Below are 17,999 nucleotides of genomic sequence, written 5' to 3'. Positions count from 1 at the left end.
AGTGGCTGTTAACTTAACTTTGGATTTTATGCCAGTAAACATTGTGCGCCTGCTACTGGTGGGCGCCCTTAGTCAAGCACTCCCCGCACTTGCCCTTGAGCCCCAACTTGATCTTGTGGGTGGCTCCGATGACCTGCGCGACAATATCCGTGCCTACTTAAATGTCGAGAAACAATCGTGCCGTTTGGCCCGTTGGCACATGCGAGCATTAGAGCGCGAATTTGACGTTAAAGTCGATGAGGCCGCACGCGCATTGGGTTATTACCAGTTAGTCACACAAAAAGACTTTTCGCGAGACAGCGATTGCTGGCGTTTAACGCTCACGCTTCCCCCTGGCCCCGCCGTTGTCTACGAAGAGGTTAATGTTTATGTCACGGGGGATGGCAAAGATAACCGGCGCCTGCTTAACGCTCGCTCCAACAAACCATTACAAGTTGGTAGTCGGCTTAATCATGGTCGCTATGAGGCTTACAAAAATAATTTGTTAGCGGCGGCAAACGCTCAGGGTTATTTTGATGCCAGCTTTAAACGTGCCGAGGTTTTGGTGAGCCAAGCGCAAAATACCGCACGTGTGAATTTAGAGCTGGATACAGGTCGCCGATACCATTTGGGCGATATAAAAATAACCCAAAATATACTCAACGACGATCTGATTAATCGCTACGTGACCCTTAAAAAAGGTGACGAATACAACGCCGATGATTTAGTTAAACTAAAAAGCGAACTGCAAGCGAGTCATTATTTTGATGTGGTTCATGTTGTGCCGCAAATACAATCGCTGCAAGACGGTGAGGTGCCGGTCAATATTGATTTAAATGCCGGGCCTAAGCACAGTTATTCGACGGGTATCGGTTACGCCTCGGACACCGGCCCGCGAATTTTGCTGGGTTATCAAAATCGTTATCTTAATGATCGTGGTCATAGCGTAGATGTTAATGTTAACGCCGCCGAAACCATCACCACGTATATGCTCAGCTACTCTATCCCGATGGCGCGTCCTGCGTATCAGGTGTTGCGCGGTTATACCGGCTTTACCCAAGAAAAAATTAACGACTCGACCAGTGATCGATTGGTAACCGGTGTAAATTATTCTAGCTGGGAGAACAGCGCTTGGCTTAATAATTTTGGTTTGAGTTACGAGCAAGAAGATTACTCGTTTGGCGACGACCCGGCGCGTAGTTCGGAGCTGATTATTCCACTGTTTAGCACCTCTTACTCCAGCGCCAAAGATGTCAACTACCCGCGCCGCGGTTGGAACGTCACAATGCGCCTTAAAGGCGCGGGCGAGACGTTGGGCTCGTCGACTGATTTTTTACAAGCCTACGGTCGGTTAAAAATGATTCTGCCGTTGGGCGACGAAGGTCGTCTGCTGTTGCGCGGCGAGGCGGGCATTACCGAAGTGGACGACTTTAATAAACTGCCTATCTCACAGCGTTTTTTTGCCGGTGGCGATGCAAGTGTTCGCGGCTACGGCTATAAAACGTTGGGCCCCACAAATAGCGATGACATAGTGATTGGCGGCTCGCGTTTATTGACCGCTAGTGTCGAATACGATCGTCGAGTGTACGGCGATTTTAGTGTGGCGACTTTTTACGATGAAGGCACCGCCTATAACGGCGGTTACCTCGATCGGTATCGTGGTGTGGGTGTAGGGGTTCGCTGGATCTCGCCGGTGGGCCCGGTGCGCGCCGATATCGCCCGCGCGCTAGATGGCGACCATGGCTGGCGTTTGCATTTAAGTGTGGGGCCAGATCTGTGATCAAGCGTTTATTTTTACGTGGTTTGTTGTCGCTCGCGATTACCCTGATGACAATTGTCAGCGTGGCGACTTTAGTGTTGGCCACCGAGCCCGGCACGCGTTGGCTGCTAGATCAAGTTCGCGGTGCAACGGCACTTAACTATCAAACGCTTAATGGCAATTTACTGACAGGAATGAACCTACAGCATGTGCAGTACAGCATGCTTGGTGGCGAATACCGCGCCGATAGTATTGAGCTAAGTTGGCACCCCGCTGGAGTTATATGGGGCGCCTTGGTGATCGACCAACTTGCGGTTAGTGGTCTTGATATTCGCATTGCGACACAAGCGGATACCAACGAACCTAAAGCCGCGCCGCGCTGGCCAGAGCTAAGTTTACCTATTGCAATTGTGGTGCGTGATTTAATTCTTGAGCGTGGTTATGTCGCTATTAATGATCGCGCTTATTATTTAGAGGCTGCACATGCCAGTGCCCGTTACGGCCCCAGTAATATTGTTGTTGATGGCCTTAGCGTACGCACGGCAGCCAGTACGGCTAACTTAAGTGGTAGCGCGGCTCTGAGTTATCCCTATGCATTTGAGGCTCAACTGGGGTGGGATTTACAACCCTTAGCCGCCGATACGCACGAGAATGACGTGTTGCGTTTAGTGCCTCCTGTAGTGCTTGAGAATACGCTGAGGGGACATTTGAGCCTGAGCGGTGACCTAGCCAGTATAAAAGTGAATGCTACGTTAGCGCGCCCAGCTAAGTTATCGCTTGCGGGGCAATACCTTACCGGTATTGATGATCGGCCAGCTAATATTGAGGCCGAAGTGTCTTGGCCGCAGCAATCGCTCGCGGCGCTAGGTATAAAAGTTGACGCACTGTTAAATAGCGAGGTGGCCGGCCGCTTAAGTGTGAATGGCTGGCTGGACGATTATCAGGCTAATCTTGCGGGAAGTTTTATTCACCCTAAGTATCCACCGTTAGCGCTTAATGTCGATCTTAACGGCGACACGCAGCACCTCATATTGCAAGACTCAACGATTCAAGTTGCAGGCGCAAACTTGCAAACACAGGGTCGGTTGGATTGGGCTGACGGCTTAGATTGGGATGTGGCGGTTAATGCGAAACATATCGACCCACAAGTTGTACTCGAGGGTTGGCCGGGTGACCTTCAGGCCCAATTGATCAGCACAGGTAGGCAAAATAATGGCGCGCTCAATGTGGCCGTCAATATTAAATCATTGACCGGTCGGCTGCGGGCGTTAGCGCTTAATGGCCGAGGCGCCGTAACTTATAACATGGACGGTTGGCAGTTTACCGATGTTGTGACGACACTTGGGGCTAATCGGGTGGCTGTTAACGGCAGCTTGAGCGAACTGTACGATATCGCTTGGGATATACAAGCACCGATTTTAGCGCAGATCGATCCATCCTTGGGTGGCAGCTTAACGGCTCATGGTCAGTTAAGCGGCACGATTGCTAACCCTAAAATAAAGTTAAGTGCCGAGGGCCAAGAACTGCACTGGCAAGATTACCAAGTGGCTAGCATTAACGTGCAATCAAACTCGGATGATATTAAAAAGGGCCGTTTAGGATTAATCGCCGAAGCTCGCGATTTACGTGTAGGCGATATTGAACTGGCCGCCCTAAGTACGGTAATAGATGGCTCGGCCGAGCAGCACACGTTGTCTTTAAGCTTGGTGCAAGATGCGCAAAACGATGTGCAACTGGCACTGGCCGGCGGTTGGAATGGTGAACGTTGGCAAGGTTATTTAGAGCAGCTGCAGTTGCGCTCGATGTATGCTCAAACTGTTACGTTACGCGAAAGTGCGGCATTGGTGTTGGCGACTGATCAGGCCAAGCTTGAACAAATGTGTTTAATCAATAAACGCAATGCTAAAGCTGTCGTGGCCGATTTAGGTGTAGCGATAGACAACGCGGCCGCTGCCACGCCAGACGCAATAGAAGCTAAAGCCAACCGTGTGGGTGTGGAGCGTCGCTCGGCACAAACTATTCTTCCATTTAATGCCAGCACCGACTTATGCTTGGCAGCCAATTGGCAGGCACAAGGTTTAACCGAAGCGAGCTTAACCATCAACCGCTTGCCTTTAGCGCTGTTGCGCCGCTGGTTAAAAGATGAGGTAGATATCGAAGGGTTTGTGCGCGGCAACGGTTCGTTGTATTGGCCTGTGGGCGAGTCATTAAACGCTAACTTAACTCTGGCGGCACAAGATACGGTATTGGTTTACGGTTATGGCGAAGACACCCCAGAGCGTTACCCTGTTGATAATTTGCAACTCAGTGCAACGGCTAAAGCGCAACAGCTGAATGCCGATGTAGGCCTAACCTTTGTCAATTACGGTGTGCTACAAGGCACGTTTAATGCCGATACTAAAGAGCGAGAGTTAAGCGGTAACGTTGCGGTTAACCTAGACAATCTATCGCCGCTAGAGGCCTTGTTACCCTCGGTGAGTAATATTCATGGCTCGTTAAACGGTGCGTTAAATATTGCCGGCACGTTAGATGCGCCGAGTGCATCGGTAGATTTAACCTTGGCTAATGCCGAGCTGGAGTTGCCAGCGTTAGGCGTTAATATCACCGCACTGAATGCCACGGTAGCCGGCGATCAACAAAATTTATTGCTAGAGGCACATGCCAGTGCCGGTGACGGCACACTGCAAGCTACCGCCCAAGCGCACGACTTGTTATTACCTAGCTGGCGGGTTGAGGCAAACGTAACGGGCGAGCGAGCTAAGCTAATGGCAACCAGCGCCTTAACCTTACTGCTAACACCCGAGATTGCGATTAAAGTGGATGCCGATACCTTCGATGTGTCGGGGAGCGCTAAAGTCCCCGAGGCATATGCGGTAATTAGCACGCTGCCGGTATCGGCTACTAAAGTATCCGACGATGTTATTGTCATTGACAGCGATAACAGTGTTAAAAAAACTCCTGGTATGGCACTGCACTTAAATTTAGATGTGGCTCTTGGCGATAAAGTTAACTTAGATGCCGCTGGTTTTAAGGCGCGCATTGGCGGTAATTTATCGCTTAACAAAGTACCCGCACGGGCCATGTATGCGGTGGGGAATATTAATATTATCGATGGCAGCTATAAATCATTAGGCCAAGATCTTAGTATCGAAAAAGGCACGTTATCGTTTCAGGGGCCGATGGATGATCCGGGTTTAAACGTGACGGCAACCCGCGCAATCGAAGATGTGACAGTGGGGTTGATTATTGGCGGAACCTTGCAGCGTCCGGTCACTGAGATTTTCTCGCGCCCGCAAGTAAGTGACAGTAATGCTATGTCACTGTTATTTACCGGTAAACCGCTCGATGGTGCTTCGTCGGGTGAGGGGGCGGGCTTAATTAGCGCCATTGCTAAGTTGGGCATTAAGCGCGGACAGTTTTTGGCCGATGATATCGCCGGTCGCTTTGGTTTGGATGAGCTGACAATTAAAGCTGACGACGATGTAAAAGATAGTCGGTTGTGGCTGGGTAAATACATTACCGAAGATCTTTATGTGCACTACGCTATTGGTTTATTTGATAGCTTGTCGAGCGTGGGCCTAACGTATTTTTTAAATGACAATTTTCGCATTGAAGCTGAATCAGGCGAGGTGCAAAGCGCCGATTTAATGTTTAGGATGGAGCGTTAAGTGACTCCGAGATTTAATGAATTATGGTGAAGGTATAGCACTGCTTAAGGAAATTCGGGTATAGAGGTTTGCTATTAAAGATATTGGCTCAATTGTTTGGCGCTAAAATTTGGGAGTGATTATTATTTACCGGTAGTTAGGTAATCATAAGCCGGAGGCGACCATGTTAAAAACGATATCTTTTGCTGTATTGCACTTCACCGTCGCGTTCACCGTGACTTACTTATTAACGGGTGATCTTTTGATTGGCGGTGCCGTAGCTTTAGTGGAGCCGGCGGTTAACACGGTGGTGTTTTACTTCCACGAGCTGGGCTGGAATCGTCTGAAAGATCATCAAAATGTTTTGTTAGAGCTGTTCGCTGAGCGTGCTTAGGTTTGAATCATCCACCTGGATTAAATCCCTGATGAGTCGGTGGATTTAGTCGTGGCTTCTTTCTCTGCCGTGTCAGTTTGATCTTGTGGCTCGGCTGCTTTGCGCCGCCGATACAGAATGCGGCCAAAAAAGATTCCCACCTCAAACAGCAACCACATAGGCAGAGCCAGCAAGGTTTGCGAGATAACATCGGGTGGCGTTAATAACATACCGATAACAAAGCAGCCGACAACCACGTAGGGACGTTTTTTGGCCATGCCGTCGGGTGTTATAACACCGCTGAGTATTAATAAAATAGCAGCGATGGGGATCTCAAACGCCACGCCAAAGGCAAAAAATAGCTTTAGGACAAAGTCTAAGTAGCGACTAATGTCGGTCATAATTGCGACGTTGGTCGGCCCCACCGAGGTAAAAAAACCAAACACCAGCGGGAACACAACAAAGTAGGCGAACGCCATGCCGGCATAGAACAGTACGATACTAGAGGCAAGCAGTGGCAGGGCCAGTTGTTTTTCGTGGCGGTACAAGCCCGGCGCGATAAACGCCCACAGCTGATACAAAATATAAGGCGCACTTAAAATAAAGGCGACAAATAGGGTGAGTTTAAACGGGGTTAAAAACGGTGAGGCCACATCGGTGGCGATCATGGTGCTAGATTCTGGCAGGTACACTTGCAGCGGCGCCGAAGCCAACTCGTAAATCTCGGCGCTAAACCCCAGCAGCGCGGCACACACCAGGCCAACCACCAATAGTGCGCGCAACAAGCGGTTGCGCAGCTCGATCAGGTGTTGCACTAAAGGCAATTCTTTGTCGTTTGATTCGCTCATGATTTACGGTTGTCGGTTGCGTCGGCATCGGCCGCAGGAGTGTCGGATTCGGCGCTATGGGCGTGGTCTGGCAGCTCCTCGACTTGATCGTAGCGGGCGCTGTCGAGCCGGCGCGCCCGATCTGGATCCATGATCTCGCCTACCTCTGCTTTGACGTCGTCTAGCTCACGGCGAGTGGCCTCTAGGTTGCGCATGATTTGCTCATTGTGCAGTTGGCGACGAATGTCATCGGCCCCTATTTGGCGTTCGATCTCGCTACGGGTTTCACGCAGGCTGCGTTTTACTCGGCCCACCCATAAGCTTACCGAGCGCACTGTATCGGGCAGCCGCTCGGGGCCGATCACCAACAGTGCAACCACGGCGATCAGTAATAGCTCAAAAAAGCCCATATCAAACATAAAGTAAGCTGCGCTTAGTGAGTTTCAGTTTTGTTTTGGTCGGCGCTGGCCGTTTGATTGGCGTCGTTCGGTTCGGCTTTGTTGGGGTCGATAGCTTTAGGTTCTGCGGCATTTTTATCGGCATCGGTGGGTTCGTCGCCTGTGACAGACTTTTTAAAGCCTTTAATGGCCTCGCCTAAATCTGAGCCCATACCGCGTAAGCGTTTGGTGCCAAACAACATAATGACAATGGCCAGAACAATCAGTAACTGCCAGGGACTTGGGCCCATGATGAATACCTCGTGATAAATTAGTTGCGGGTGCGGGATGCTTTTTCGTCGTGACCCGAGATGTTAAAGCGTCGAGCTAGCTCGGCCAGTACGCTGTCGGCATTTTCGCCTAGGTGCGAGAGCATTACCAGCGAGTGGAACCACAGATCGGCAGTTTCGCCAATGAGTTCGGCATTGTCACCACTGACGGCGGCGTCTTTGGCGGCGATGATGGTCTCGGTACATTCTTCGCCGACTTTCTCTAAGATCTTGTTTAGCCCCTTTTGGTGCAGGCTGGCGACGTAAGAGCTGTCGGCATCAGCAGCGTTTTTACGCGCTAGCAGTATGGTGTTTAATTCGCTGAGTATATCGCTCATAGTTGTACTCTTTACTGGGTGTTCGGTAACGGTAGGGCGCTGATGCCTCAGCCGTAAATATCTTTTGGGTCTTTAATGACCGGCTCAACACTGTGCCATTGGCCATCTTTTAACACGCGATAAAAGCAGCTTGCTCGGCCGGTATGACAGGCTATGCCGCCGAGTTGTTCGACGCTGAGGATGATGACATCGGCATCGCAGTCGAGGCGGATCTCGTGCACTTTTTGTACGTGCCCCGAGCTTTCACCTTTGGGCCATAGCTTTGCACGCGAGCGTGAGTAGTATACCGCAGTGTGTTGTTGCGCGGTCAGTGCCAATGCTTCCCGGTTCATCCATGCCATCATTAAAATGCGGCCGGTTTGATAATCCTGGGCGATGGCGGGCACTAGGCCGGTCGCATCCCACTTTACGTCGTCGAGCCAAGTCAGCTCAGGGGTGTTTGTCATGGTTAGTCTCCTGCCAGTGCGGTCAGAGCCGCCCGAGCTTGATGTACATTGTCGTCTAGGTGAGCGGGGTTAATGGTGCCAATAATGGCAGCGCTTACGCCCGGGTGAGCAAAGGCAAACTCTAAGCTTGCGCGCACAGGGTTGCTATGGCCGCCAGTTTGGCACAAATGGCCGCTGGCGAGGGCTTTTTTAAGCAGCGCCCCACGCCCCAGTCGTAGACATTCGTCGAGTACCGGTTTTTCATCAATTTGTGCGGGGTTGTAGGTGACCATGACACAATCGGACTCGCGTGCAGCCAGTATCCCACCGGCCACAGTTTTGCTGGACATACCAAAGGCGCGAATCTTGCCATCGCGTTTAAACTGCTGCAGTACCGAGAACACTTCGGTGTTTTCGATAATATCGACATCATTGCCGTCGGAGTGAACCAGCACAAGATCGATGTGGTCGGTTTTTAGCCGTTTTAAACTGCGTTCAATGCTGCTGCGGGTGTGCGCTGCCGAGAAATCAAAGTGGCTAACGCCATCGTTAAACTCCTCGCCGACTTTAGAGCAAATAACCCAGTCATCGCGCTGAGCGGTGAGGAGCGAGCCTAAGCGCTGTTCGCTAATGCCATAGGCGGGGGCGGTATCGATTAGGTTAATGCCCAGCTCGCGGGCGCGGTTGATCAGTGTTTGGGCTTCGGCATCGTTTGGCAGCTGAAACCCTTGGGGGTATTTAACCCCTTGGTTGCGCCCGAGTTTAACCGTCCCTAGCCCCAAGGCGCTGATGCTAATACCGGTGTTGCCGAGTGGCCGCTGAGTAAATGAATAGCCAGATGTTACAGGTGTAGAGTCAGTCACGCAGGGCCTCCCAGGGCAGTGGTGCAACCACGGGTGTGGGCAGTTGCTGTGCTAGGTCGTTGATGGCGTTATTGGTGGCAATGGCGGTATCGGGCTTGGGCAGTTGCGCTAGAATTTGGTTAGCCAAATTGGGCGCCAGTGTCAGCTTGGTGGGCCAACCTACCAGAACATTGGCGACATCGCTGGCGGGTTTGGCAAAAGCGTTATCGGGCCGGGCAAAGTTTTGCTGTAAAGGCTCTGCGCGTTCAATGGGCAACGTCGAGAAATCGGCGTCAGAAAAATCTAGCCACGGAAACAGCTCGGTTAGCTCTAGCCGGCCGGCTGCTATCAGTTCGGCGGCACTCATGCTGGCGCCTTTTTCAGCCAGCGAACCACCTAAGTACCACACGGTATCGCCATTGTTTGATGGGTGGCTGCTGATCGTCAATCGTGGGGTTTTATCGGCGCCTAGGCAGTGGCCGTAAAACGGGTATGGGTAGCGGTGACGCACGACTAACTGCTGCAGCGGCCGCAGTTGCATGGCTGGCTGCTGGCAACCGAGAGCGGCTAATAAGTCGGCGTTGCCTTTACCTGCGGTAAAAATCCAACGTTTGGCCTTTAGGGTAATGGGCTCGCCGGTATTGTTTAGCTTGAGGTAGGCGTTATTGGTGGCATCTTTATGCAACCGTTGAGCGATTTGATCTAACTGATATATATGGCCTTGGTTGTTGGCCGCTAAGTTAGCCAGCAGCGAAGGGACATCCAGTACACGGTCAACCAAGCGGTAGAGACTGCCTTTAAACTGCCGGTTTTGCAGTAGTGCAGGGCGCTCGCTGGCGGGTACTTTATCAACCCGACCGCGCACGGCGCGGCTGGCAAAAAAACTGGTTAGTTTTCCTAGGGTCGAGTTAGACCACATGTAAAAATGGTCGCTGAGGCAGTGGGTTTGAGATAGGTCGACATCGCCCGTGCCGTTTAAGCAGCGTTGCCAGTAGTCGGGCATATCGGCTATTGTCTCCGATGCTTGATTCAGTGCGCCACTTAACGTGTACTTAATGCCGCCGTGAATCATCCCCTGTGAGGCGAGGGTTTGGCCTTCGCCCAATGCTCTATCGGTGAGTAGCACGACTTTATAGCCAGCTGTACGCAGGCGATCGAGCGTCCACAATCCGGCAATGCCACCGCCGACAATAATAGCGTCAAAGGTTAGGCTGGAGTTGCTGGCCGCAGGGGCGCTTGCGTTATTCATAACTCACTCGTTGTGGGCAACCACTGGTTTTGGTGTTTTTAGCGGGTGCTTAGTATATCGGTTCTCGTTGGGGTTTTGCGCATTGTGAGTAGATATTTCTATCATCCGCCTTGCGGTTGTAAGTCGCTACGCTTTGCTGGCACTTTGATAAGCAATAGGTCGATCTCAATAATAACGACATTAAAATACAAAAATCTAAAAGTAAGGGCTGTTTATGAAAGGTAAGTCTCGGGTTGCGGCAATGGTTATTGTCGTATTTTTTGTCTTATCTATCGGGCTTTATTTTTGGGCCGGAGCCCAGCGTAGCCTTTTGCCCTCGTACGGGTTTATGCATCCCAGTGGTGAGCAGCTGGTAGTAAATTTTGGCTCGCAGTTTATTTGGTTGGATGCAGCGGGACGCGAGCAAAGTACACTTGATTTAACCGAGCTTAGTATGACACCGGTGGGCGATTTTGGTTTTTTTGCCGATGGTGATTTGTTGGTGTATCACCGCGTTGAACGTTTATCGTTATTAGAGAATCTCGCTGCATTTTTGCGCTTGCGCTCAAACAGGGTGGTTGGTGTTAGCTTGGATGATGGTTTTTATCGCTGCAGTTTAGAGCTAGAGCAGTGCCGGCCATTGGCGCATAGTCAGCGCCATCCTGCGCGCAGTTTTCGTCTGTTACTTGAGCCGCAAAGCGATGTTATTTACTTGGCCGATACTGCCGCTCATACGCTCTACAAGTTAACGGCCGAAGGGCAGGTGCTTGCCAAAAACGATGGCGATTTTAAGTTTCCTAATCAGTTGTTGATACGCGCTGGAGATTTGTGGCTGGCGGATACCAATCATCATCGGGTGGTACGCGTCGCCACTGCGACAGAGAATTTTGCTCAAGAGCTACAGGCGTTTGCTGTACAGCTAGGTGGTCAGTATCGCTGGCCTCATCAACTGGCTGGCGGCGATGAAGGCTTGTGGGTTTTGGTGGGCAATAATGCTATGGCTGACGGTCGCTTACAGTTGTACTCGTGGGCGGGTGAATCGCTAAGGCCGCTGACCCCAGCCGAGCATGGCGACCCTTTAGCCATTTACCGTTGGCAGGATCGTTTGTGGCTGAATGACTTTAGTCATCCGAGCCTCGTGATGATTGACCCGAGTACTGGAGTAACTGCGCCGGTTGACTCGCCAACACTAGCGGGCTTAACAGATCAGACTTTAAAAGCCGAGGACGGTTTCCGTCGACTGGAGTGGTTGGCGTTGGGGGTGTTGGCGCTGGTGTTAATCGGTGGCTTTAGTGCCGCGTGGGTGCTGGAGAAAGATCAGACTCGCGCGCACTTAAGCGGCTTAAAGAGAGCCTCTGGTAGCGTTGTGGCAGCAGGTGTAATAGAGCCGACCGGGCAGCAAGAGGTGCTGTGGATTGCCAGCCGTATAAAGTGGTATCACTGGTGGTTGGCACGCTCTTACTGGGTGGTAACCTTGTCGTTTGTGATCTTTATGGCGTGGGATTATCAGAGCTTGGTTAAAATGCCCGCTATGTTGTGGCTGGTCTGTGGTTCGGCGGTGTTTATGGCTTTGGTTGGAATAATGGCGAATCAATTGCTGACCAATGCGAGCCGAACAAAACTTGGGGTGATTGGTGAGTCATTGGTATTAGTTTCGGCCGATGGTGTGCAAAGTATCGCCCGCGGTAAAGAGGTGGCCTATAGCTCACAATTTATTTTTGTCGATGATGTGACCGTGGCATTAGGTGGCCCGCAATTGCGTTTTTATGACGAGCAGGAGTTAAAGCGCTGGGTGTATCCACGTTTAGCTGAGGCGCAAAAATTAAATAATCAGGAGCAAACCAAACGTTTGTGGCAACGGCGTCACCCGCAACTGATTTGGCCGCTTGTGCTGGTATTGATGATAGGTGTTGCCGCGCTGGCGGTGCAGCTCTATAGCTGATAACTCGTATGCATTGCTAGCGCGAGGCCGCCATACAAATAGACGCAATAAAATAAAGTTGTTATGCACTTGTTTTGTTTTGGGTTCGGCCTAATATAGAGCTTAGTCGTAGAAAAACTGATTGTGTTTTGGTTTATCACCCGAGATGTATAAAACTTGATGAATATCGCATACGCGCAACTTAACCATACAGTGACCACCGGGGCCTTGGCCCGGGCGTGGCGTTGGTTGTGTTTGCCGCTGTTATTGACTGCGGTAGTGTCTGCTGGGCATCAGAGTCGAACGAGTGATAATCAGGCGGCTTTGTCTCAGTTTATTGTTGATATCAGTGTTATTAATCATGCGGCTGGTGTCGCAGGTGGCGACAACCCAGATGATGGCGCTCTGGCGGCTATCCTTACCGTTGTTACTGCCATTCCTGCTTTTGAACTTCCGCCCGCGGCCATCCGTGCTGCGGTAGCCCGTACACAGCTTGCCTTTGCGCCTCGTGCGCCACCTACCTCTCTGCGCATATTTAGTTAATATTTTTTTACTAACGTGTGTTGTTTGTCTCGGCCAAAAAGCGCCGCGATGAAGGAGAGTGTTATGAAACCTGTACCCAGTATTTCTTTGTCTCGTTTAAACCATAGTCCAATGTTAAGCAATATCGAGGCGCCAGAGCTGAGCATGTCTAGCCCTGCCGAGAAAGTGTTGATTGATTTTGATGTGCGTCAACCCATGGTGCTTGATCAGGGCGTAAGCGTTGATGATGCCGCTTACTTAATGCGTATTACCCACGCTAAAATTAAATTGGTTATGGATGCTAATAAGCAGTTTCGCGGGGTTGTTAGTCAGCGCGATATTGATAGCGTTAAGGTTCTTGCTACAGCTACGTCCATGGGTATTGCCCGTGCAGATCTGACCGTGAAAGACATAATGACGCCAACAGTGCAGCTGCAAGGCATTAAACGCAATGTGCTAGCCCGCGCCCAAATAGCCGATTTGGTTGAGGCGCTGGAGTTTGCCGGGCAGTATTTTTTGTTAGTGTTGGATGATAACGAGTGCATCTGTGGCCTGATTAGCGCCGATGAAATATCCTATCGGCTTGACCGCCATTTGGACATCGAGCCATTTGCCCACAGCTTTAATGAGGTTTTTAATGCATTGCGGGTGGGGGCCGCTCACTAACGACTAAAACAGCCCAAGACCGATGGGTCTTGGGCTGTTTTATCTTAAAACCACATCGCGGTCTTTATCTTAATCGCCGGTGTGGTTATCCTGACGGCCTACTCAACGATGGCCATTAGCTACATGCGCGCACTTTACTGTCTTATTCTTTACCTGCTATTACCCTTTATCCTTTTACGTGTATTTTGGCGTGCGCGGCATAACCGTGGCCATTTAAAACGCTTGAATGAGCGCTTTGGTTATGTGGCGCCTATTACTGGCCAGCGTACACGGATTTGGATTCACACGGTGTCGGTCGGTGAGTTTTTGGGTGCGTTGCCGCTTATTCGTGAGTTGCTAGCGCGGCAAAATACGGAGCTAATTATTACCTGTACTACTTTAACGGGTTCTGAGCGGATCGAGCAAACCCTAGGTGGCAAGGTGCATCATTACTATATGCCCTATGATCTTCCCGGCGCTTTGCGACGTTTTATTAAAATCGTTGATCCCGACTTGCTTATTATAATGGAGACCGAGCTGTGGCCTAATACATTGGCTGCTTGTAAAGCCCGTGGTGTGCCTACGGTGCTAATTAATGCTCGCTTATCCGAGCGCTCGGCGCGCGGTTACCGACGTATTGGTGGCTTAACTCGCGCTATGCTTATGCGCTTAAGCGCGGCGGTGGTGCAGCACCGGGCCGATGCCGAGCGTTTTATCGAGCTGGGTTTGGCAGAAAATAGACTCACCGTATCCGGTAATATTAAGTTTGATATCACCTTTGATGCCGAGCAAAACGAGTTGGCGACACGTTTAAAAAATGCATGGTCAAACAGCGGCCCGCGATTGGTGTGGATCGCCGCCAGCACTCACAATGGTGAAGATGAGATTGTGTTGCAAGCGCTACAGCAATTGCGCGATCGGGGACTGAGTACCGAGCAGCTTTTATTGGTATTAATACCGCGTCATCCCGAGCGTTTTGATAACGTTTACAATTTATGTAAAAAATCAGGTTTTACTGTTGTTAGACGCAGTGCCGATACTACTCCAACATTGGCTACCGATATCTTGCTGGGCGATACCATGGGTGAACAGGCCCTGATGCTTGGTGCCGCCGATATAGTATTTATGGGTGGCTCACTGGTGGATGTAGGCGGTCATAATTTTATTGAGGCGGCAGCGTGGGGGCAGCCATTAATTAGCGGCGCCGCATTGTATAACTTTGCTGAGGTATCGCGTTTGTTGCGTGAAGCGGGGGCGCTAGAGATTGTAAAAGATGCCGGAGAAATGGCGGCCGCAGTACAGCGCTTGGCCGAGGATGAAGATTTACGCTCATTGGTTGGAGCCAAAGCACAAGCCGTGGCCGAGGAAAATCGTGGTGCGTTAGCCCGTACCCGAGAAGTTATTGAAAAATTACTTTAGGAGTAAAGTGGCTCTTTGTTGGGTTCTGTCGCAACCTCAAGAGAGTCAGATATTACCGCACAATAAAAAAGCAGCCCGAGGGCTGCTTTTTTATTGTCATGCGTTGAGCGATAAAATTAAATACCGTAATCGCTGCGGCGCACCATTTCGTCTTGCTTCAAAAAATCATCAATGCGAACCACATCATCTGGCGTCAGCATACCCGCCGCTTGGCGCAAGCGAATATTCTGAATAATGTAATCGTACAGAGCGTTGGAGTAGTCTCGTTGGGCTTGATACAGCGAGCGCTGCGCTAACAACACTTCCACCAAGTTACGGGTGCCTACTTCAAATCCCGATTGCGTGGCTTTAACCGCACTTTGGTTAGAAATAATAGCTTGGTAGCGAGCTTTTACCCGAGCGACCCCAGTTTGTACCGACAAGTGCAGTGAGCGGGTGTCTTGAATAACGTTGCGTTGCAAAAGGTTAAATTGCTCTTTTGCTTGCATCGATTGTGCGTAAGCTTGGCGGCGTACACCTGAGGTGCGCAGACCACTAAACAGTGGTACGCGCAACTCAATACTGGCCGAGTAGCCTTCGCGTTCGTAGTCGCTGGTTAAGATATTTGCGCCATCTTTATTTTCAGCGTCGGTTTCAGAGTATCCAGCACTTGCGCTTAACGTTGGGTAGTGTCCAGCTTTGGCCGCTGCTGCGCGCCGTTCGGCTGCCACTGCACCATTACTGGCCGCTTTTAATGAAAAGTTATTCTCCAGGGCAAATTCTACCCACGAGTGGCGATCGGCGGGTACCGGCGCTACGACTGGAAAGTCTTCATTTAGTGGGGCGATGGCATCGTGTGCTTGCCCGGTGAGGACCTCTAGCGCTTCATAGCTAATACCTAACTGGCCGCGACCTTCTAAGGTGGCGGCAGTGGCGCTGTCATAAGCGGCTTGAGCATCGTGCACGTCAGTGATGGGGGTTAAGCCCACTTCAAAGCGTTGCTTGGTTTGCTCTAATTGTTGCTCAAGGGCTTTTTCTTCGGCGGTATTAGCCTGCAAGTTATCAACCGCACGCAATACATTAAAATACGCCTCGGCGACTCGTACGATTAGGCTTTGCTCATCGGCAGAGTATTGCGCAACGGCTTGCTCGCTCAGTGCGGCACCTTGCTTGTAGGTGTACCAAGCGTTCAGGTCGATGAGTGCTTGGCTAAGATTAAGCCCCCAACTGGTTTGCTCGCCGTCGTCAACACCGGCATCGTCTAACGGTTGGCCGCCGTAGGTGGTGTCGGTGTTAGATCGGGTGTAGCTACCGGTGGCGCTGATTTGCGGCAATAAGCCCGCACGGTTAATCGTGCGGCTTTCGAGCCCTGCCTGATAGGCCGCATAATCGGCTTTAAGCTGTGGATCGTTATCCGCGGCCATTTGATAAATTTCTAAGATTGAGTTTGCTTGCGCACTGGCGCTACAAGCGATCAGGGCGGCTAAGAGATAGCGTTTCGTCTTCTTCATTTGTTATTCCAGTTCGTCATGCTTCCGTAAAAAGAGCGAGTGGTTTGCCACATATTCTGCGCTCTGAAAATGGCTGCCAGTGGTAAACACAGCGCAAATTGCATTTGCAGATCGTAGTGAGACGCGCCAACGGCTGCGTTGGATGCAGTGTCGGGCAAAGCCGATGTTGTACATCGTTATTTCAGGCCTGAGTTTAGCGGTTTGTCTGCATAAGGTACAGATGAATAATCGTTCATTTTGCTTTCGGCGGGTAAAAAACCGTAAAATTAACGGCTTTACAGGCCATCGCGTGCGCTTTAACCTGCGTGCCTATCTTCTCGAGTTACTAGGTTGCTCCAATAAAAGAGCCTTCGCCGTGCCGTTAAGCTGGCTCGTAACATGGAACAATTCAGCCGTGACGCTCTGCGTTTATATCGCCAAGTTAATGGTGGCTTAAGGTGTATTAAGTGTGAGCTTCTCTTGGTCGAATTCGGGCTTGTGAGGTTAACGTTAGGCCTGTGTTGTGCGTATCGGGTTTAATGTTGTCCTATTAAAGTGTTGTTAAGTTAATGGGTTAGAGCAAAAGCTCAGCCGTATAAGGAAGAGCTAATGAGTCGAACGCGTCCCCCCGCTACTGCCGCTAATGTTTTGACTGCCGCCCCGATGTTTGATCGCGACGATGTGGATGTGGTGGCGCAGCAAGACTTGTATCGTGGTTTTTTTCGGGCCGAAGCTGTGCAGCTGCGTCACCGCTTGTTTCGCACAGGTGAGTGGTCGGAGCCGATGCAGCGAGAAATTTTATACCGTGGTGAGGCCGTGGGGGTCGTGCTATATGATCCGGTGCGCGATGAGGTGGCTCTGATCGAGCAGTTTCGGCTTGGCGCGCTAGATGAGCCAAAAGGCCCGTGGCGGTTAGAGCTGGTGGCGGGTATGCTTGAGGTAGGTGAAACCCCAGAGGCCGTTGCCAGACGTGAGCTGGTTGAAGAGGCGGGTATCGAACAGGTCGAGTTAAGCTATATTACCAGTCTGCTGACAAGCCCCGGTAGCAGCGATGAAAAGCTGCACCTTTATTGTGGCCTATGCGACTTAACTGACGCAGGTGGTATTTTTGGTTTACCAGAAGAGCACGAAGACATAAAGGTATACGTCGTGGCCGCAGACGATGCTTTTGCCGAGCTTTACACTGGCCGTTATAACAACCCTGCGGCGCTGATAGGTTTGCAGTGGTTACAGCTAAATCGTGAGCACTTGCGGGCGACGCTTAATTTACAGGCAGGCCGCTGATGAACAACAGTCTTAAAAAAGACCGTTACAAAGTTAATTTTCCTTTGCAAATGGCTCAGTGTGAAACAAATTATGTTCTGCTCAGTAAGCTTACCCCCGAGTTGGCGGTGCGCGATGCATGGCCTTTTGCCGTCGAGCGTGCGGATAAAAGTTGGGAGATGCTGATCGAGGTGACCGAGCGTATGCGCTACACCACCACAGTGCGTGTGGCGCGACAAGACGCGCGCGATAACAGTTGGTTGCAATTGCCGCAGTTGACGGTTCGCTTGTATCACGATGCGGAGGTGGCCGAGGTGCTAGCTTGGGAGAAGCATCGCCGCTTACAGGTGCGCTATAACTACCCTAACAGGGATATGTATCAGGTGGACGAAAAAGCTCAATTTAACCGTTTTTTAGGCGAGTGGCTTACTCACTGTTTGCAGTATGGTCGTGCGTTGCACGATGTTTCGCAGCAGGTTAGGTAATACCGCCGCTGGTTTTTTGGGGGGGATCATAATAATGGCGCTTTAAATCTCACATTGGCGCCTCAGTTTGCAATTATATTTGGTAAGTTTTCTGTAAAAAATGGGCTAACGGTCAAACTTTGCCCAGATGATGCGGCTTAGGGGCTAGCGT

Annotated in this window: 17 protein-coding genes; 9 read left to right on the top strand and 8 right to left on the bottom strand. The window is 50.9% G+C overall.

What is annotated here, in order from left to right; translation table 11 throughout:
• Positions 1 to 28: 28 nt before the first annotated feature.
• The 3 genes from GILYN3_RS09185 (at position 29) to GILYN3_RS09175 (ending at position 5,779) form a co-directional block, all read left to right on the top strand.
• Positions 29 to 1,759, top strand: coding sequence for an autotransporter assembly complex protein TamA (locus GILYN3_RS09185; RefSeq protein ID WP_157484910.1), 1,731 nt, complete (start codon positions 29 to 31; stop codon positions 1,757 to 1,759).
• On the top strand, positions 1,756 to 5,406 hold the full coding sequence (locus tag GILYN3_RS09180) for a translocation/assembly module TamB domain-containing protein (RefSeq protein WP_049722701.1): 3,651 nt from the start codon (positions 1,756 to 1,758) through the stop codon (positions 5,404 to 5,406). Before GILYN3_RS09185 ends, GILYN3_RS09180 begins: the two co-directional genes overlap by 4 nt.
• A 163-nt stretch (positions 5,407 to 5,569) precedes the next feature.
• Positions 5,570 to 5,779, top strand: coding sequence for a DUF2061 domain-containing protein (locus tag GILYN3_RS09175; RefSeq protein WP_049722700.1), 210 nt, complete (start codon positions 5,570 to 5,572; stop codon positions 5,777 to 5,779).
• A 20-nt stretch (positions 5,780 to 5,799) separates the two neighbouring features.
• On the opposite strand, the gene tatC is transcribed toward GILYN3_RS09175, so the two are convergent.
• The 7 genes from tatC to GILYN3_RS09140 are packed head-to-tail and all read right to left on the bottom strand — an operon-like array spanning position 5,800 to position 10,145.
• Positions 5,800 to 6,606: a twin-arginine translocase subunit TatC gene (gene tatC, locus GILYN3_RS09170; RefSeq protein ID WP_049722699.1), complete on the bottom strand. Its 807-nt coding sequence runs from the start codon at positions 6,604 to 6,606 to the stop codon at positions 5,800 to 5,802.
• Entirely contained in the window at positions 6,603 to 7,004 is a 402-nt protein-coding gene (tatB, locus tag GILYN3_RS09165) for a Sec-independent protein translocase protein TatB (protein ID WP_084005320.1), read from the bottom strand. The genes tatC and tatB overlap by 4 nt, the downstream gene beginning before the upstream one ends.
• A 14-nt stretch (positions 7,005 to 7,018) precedes the next feature.
• Positions 7,019 to 7,273, bottom strand: a complete 255-nt coding sequence (tatA, locus tag GILYN3_RS09160) for a twin-arginine translocase TatA/TatE family subunit (RefSeq protein WP_198147338.1) — start codon at positions 7,271 to 7,273, stop codon at positions 7,019 to 7,021.
• A gap of 20 nt (positions 7,274 to 7,293) precedes the next feature.
• Complete coding sequence (locus GILYN3_RS09155; protein ID WP_049722697.1) at positions 7,294 to 7,629, bottom strand: phosphoribosyl-ATP diphosphatase; 336 nt, start codon at positions 7,627 to 7,629, stop codon at positions 7,294 to 7,296.
• A gap of 47 nt (positions 7,630 to 7,676) precedes the next feature.
• Positions 7,677 to 8,075: a phosphoribosyl-AMP cyclohydrolase gene (gene hisI / locus GILYN3_RS09150; RefSeq protein WP_084005318.1), complete on the bottom strand. Its 399-nt coding sequence runs from the start codon at positions 8,073 to 8,075 to the stop codon at positions 7,677 to 7,679.
• Positions 8,076 to 8,077: 2 nt separating this feature from the next.
• Positions 8,078 to 8,917, bottom strand: coding sequence for an aldo/keto reductase (locus GILYN3_RS09145; protein ID WP_049722696.1), 840 nt, complete (start codon positions 8,915 to 8,917; stop codon positions 8,078 to 8,080).
• On the bottom strand, positions 8,910 to 10,145 hold the full coding sequence (locus tag GILYN3_RS09140) for an FAD-dependent oxidoreductase (protein WP_049722695.1): 1,236 nt from the start codon (positions 10,143 to 10,145) through the stop codon (positions 8,910 to 8,912). Before GILYN3_RS09140 ends, GILYN3_RS09145 begins: the two co-directional genes overlap by 8 nt.
• 214 nt (positions 10,146 to 10,359) lie before the next feature.
• Between GILYN3_RS09140 and GILYN3_RS09135 the strand changes: the two genes are divergently transcribed.
• From GILYN3_RS09135 to waaA, 4 genes are all read left to right on the top strand, one after another.
• Positions 10,360 to 12,066: an NHL repeat-containing protein gene (locus tag GILYN3_RS09135; protein WP_049722694.1), complete on the top strand. Its 1,707-nt coding sequence runs from the start codon at positions 10,360 to 10,362 to the stop codon at positions 12,064 to 12,066.
• Positions 12,067 to 12,222: 156 nt separating this feature from the next.
• Positions 12,223 to 12,588, top strand: a complete 366-nt coding sequence (locus tag GILYN3_RS09130; RefSeq protein ID WP_157484909.1) for a hypothetical protein — start codon at positions 12,223 to 12,225, stop codon at positions 12,586 to 12,588.
• A 63-nt stretch (positions 12,589 to 12,651) separates the two neighbouring features.
• The gene (locus GILYN3_RS09125) at positions 12,652 to 13,233 is read left to right on the top strand and encodes a CBS domain-containing protein (protein ID WP_049722692.1); all 582 of its coding nucleotides are present in this window, start codon (positions 12,652 to 12,654) and stop codon (positions 13,231 to 13,233) included.
• 108 nt (positions 13,234 to 13,341) lie between these two features.
• Complete coding sequence (gene waaA / locus GILYN3_RS09120) at positions 13,342 to 14,631, top strand: lipid IV(A) 3-deoxy-D-manno-octulosonic acid transferase (protein WP_232305556.1); 1,290 nt, start codon at positions 13,342 to 13,344, stop codon at positions 14,629 to 14,631.
• 116 nt (positions 14,632 to 14,747) lie between these two features.
• On the opposite strand, the gene GILYN3_RS09115 is transcribed toward waaA, so the two are convergent.
• Complete coding sequence (locus GILYN3_RS09115; protein WP_049722691.1) at positions 14,748 to 16,121, bottom strand: TolC family outer membrane protein; 1,374 nt, start codon at positions 16,119 to 16,121, stop codon at positions 14,748 to 14,750.
• Positions 16,122 to 16,709: 588 nt separating this feature from the next.
• Here GILYN3_RS09115 and GILYN3_RS09105 point away from each other — a divergent pair.
• Together GILYN3_RS09105 and GILYN3_RS09100 are read left to right on the top strand one after the other, a co-directional pair.
• Complete coding sequence (locus GILYN3_RS09105) at positions 16,710 to 17,384, top strand: NUDIX domain-containing protein (RefSeq protein ID WP_232305555.1); 675 nt, start codon at positions 16,710 to 16,712, stop codon at positions 17,382 to 17,384.
• A complete protein-coding gene (locus tag GILYN3_RS09100; RefSeq protein WP_049722689.1) occupies positions 17,384 to 17,848 on the top strand; it encodes a DUF1249 domain-containing protein in 465 nt (154 codons plus the stop codon). The genes GILYN3_RS09105 and GILYN3_RS09100 overlap by 1 nt, the downstream gene beginning before the upstream one ends.
• Positions 17,849 to 17,999 lie beyond the last annotated feature (151 nt).

Source organism: Gilvimarinus polysaccharolyticus (assembly GCF_001187555.1).
GTDB lineage: Bacteria > Pseudomonadota > Gammaproteobacteria > Pseudomonadales > Cellvibrionaceae > Gilvimarinus > Gilvimarinus polysaccharolyticus.
The sequence above is the reverse complement of the archived record's forward strand: the minus strand, read 5'-3'. Positions and strand labels throughout refer to the sequence as shown.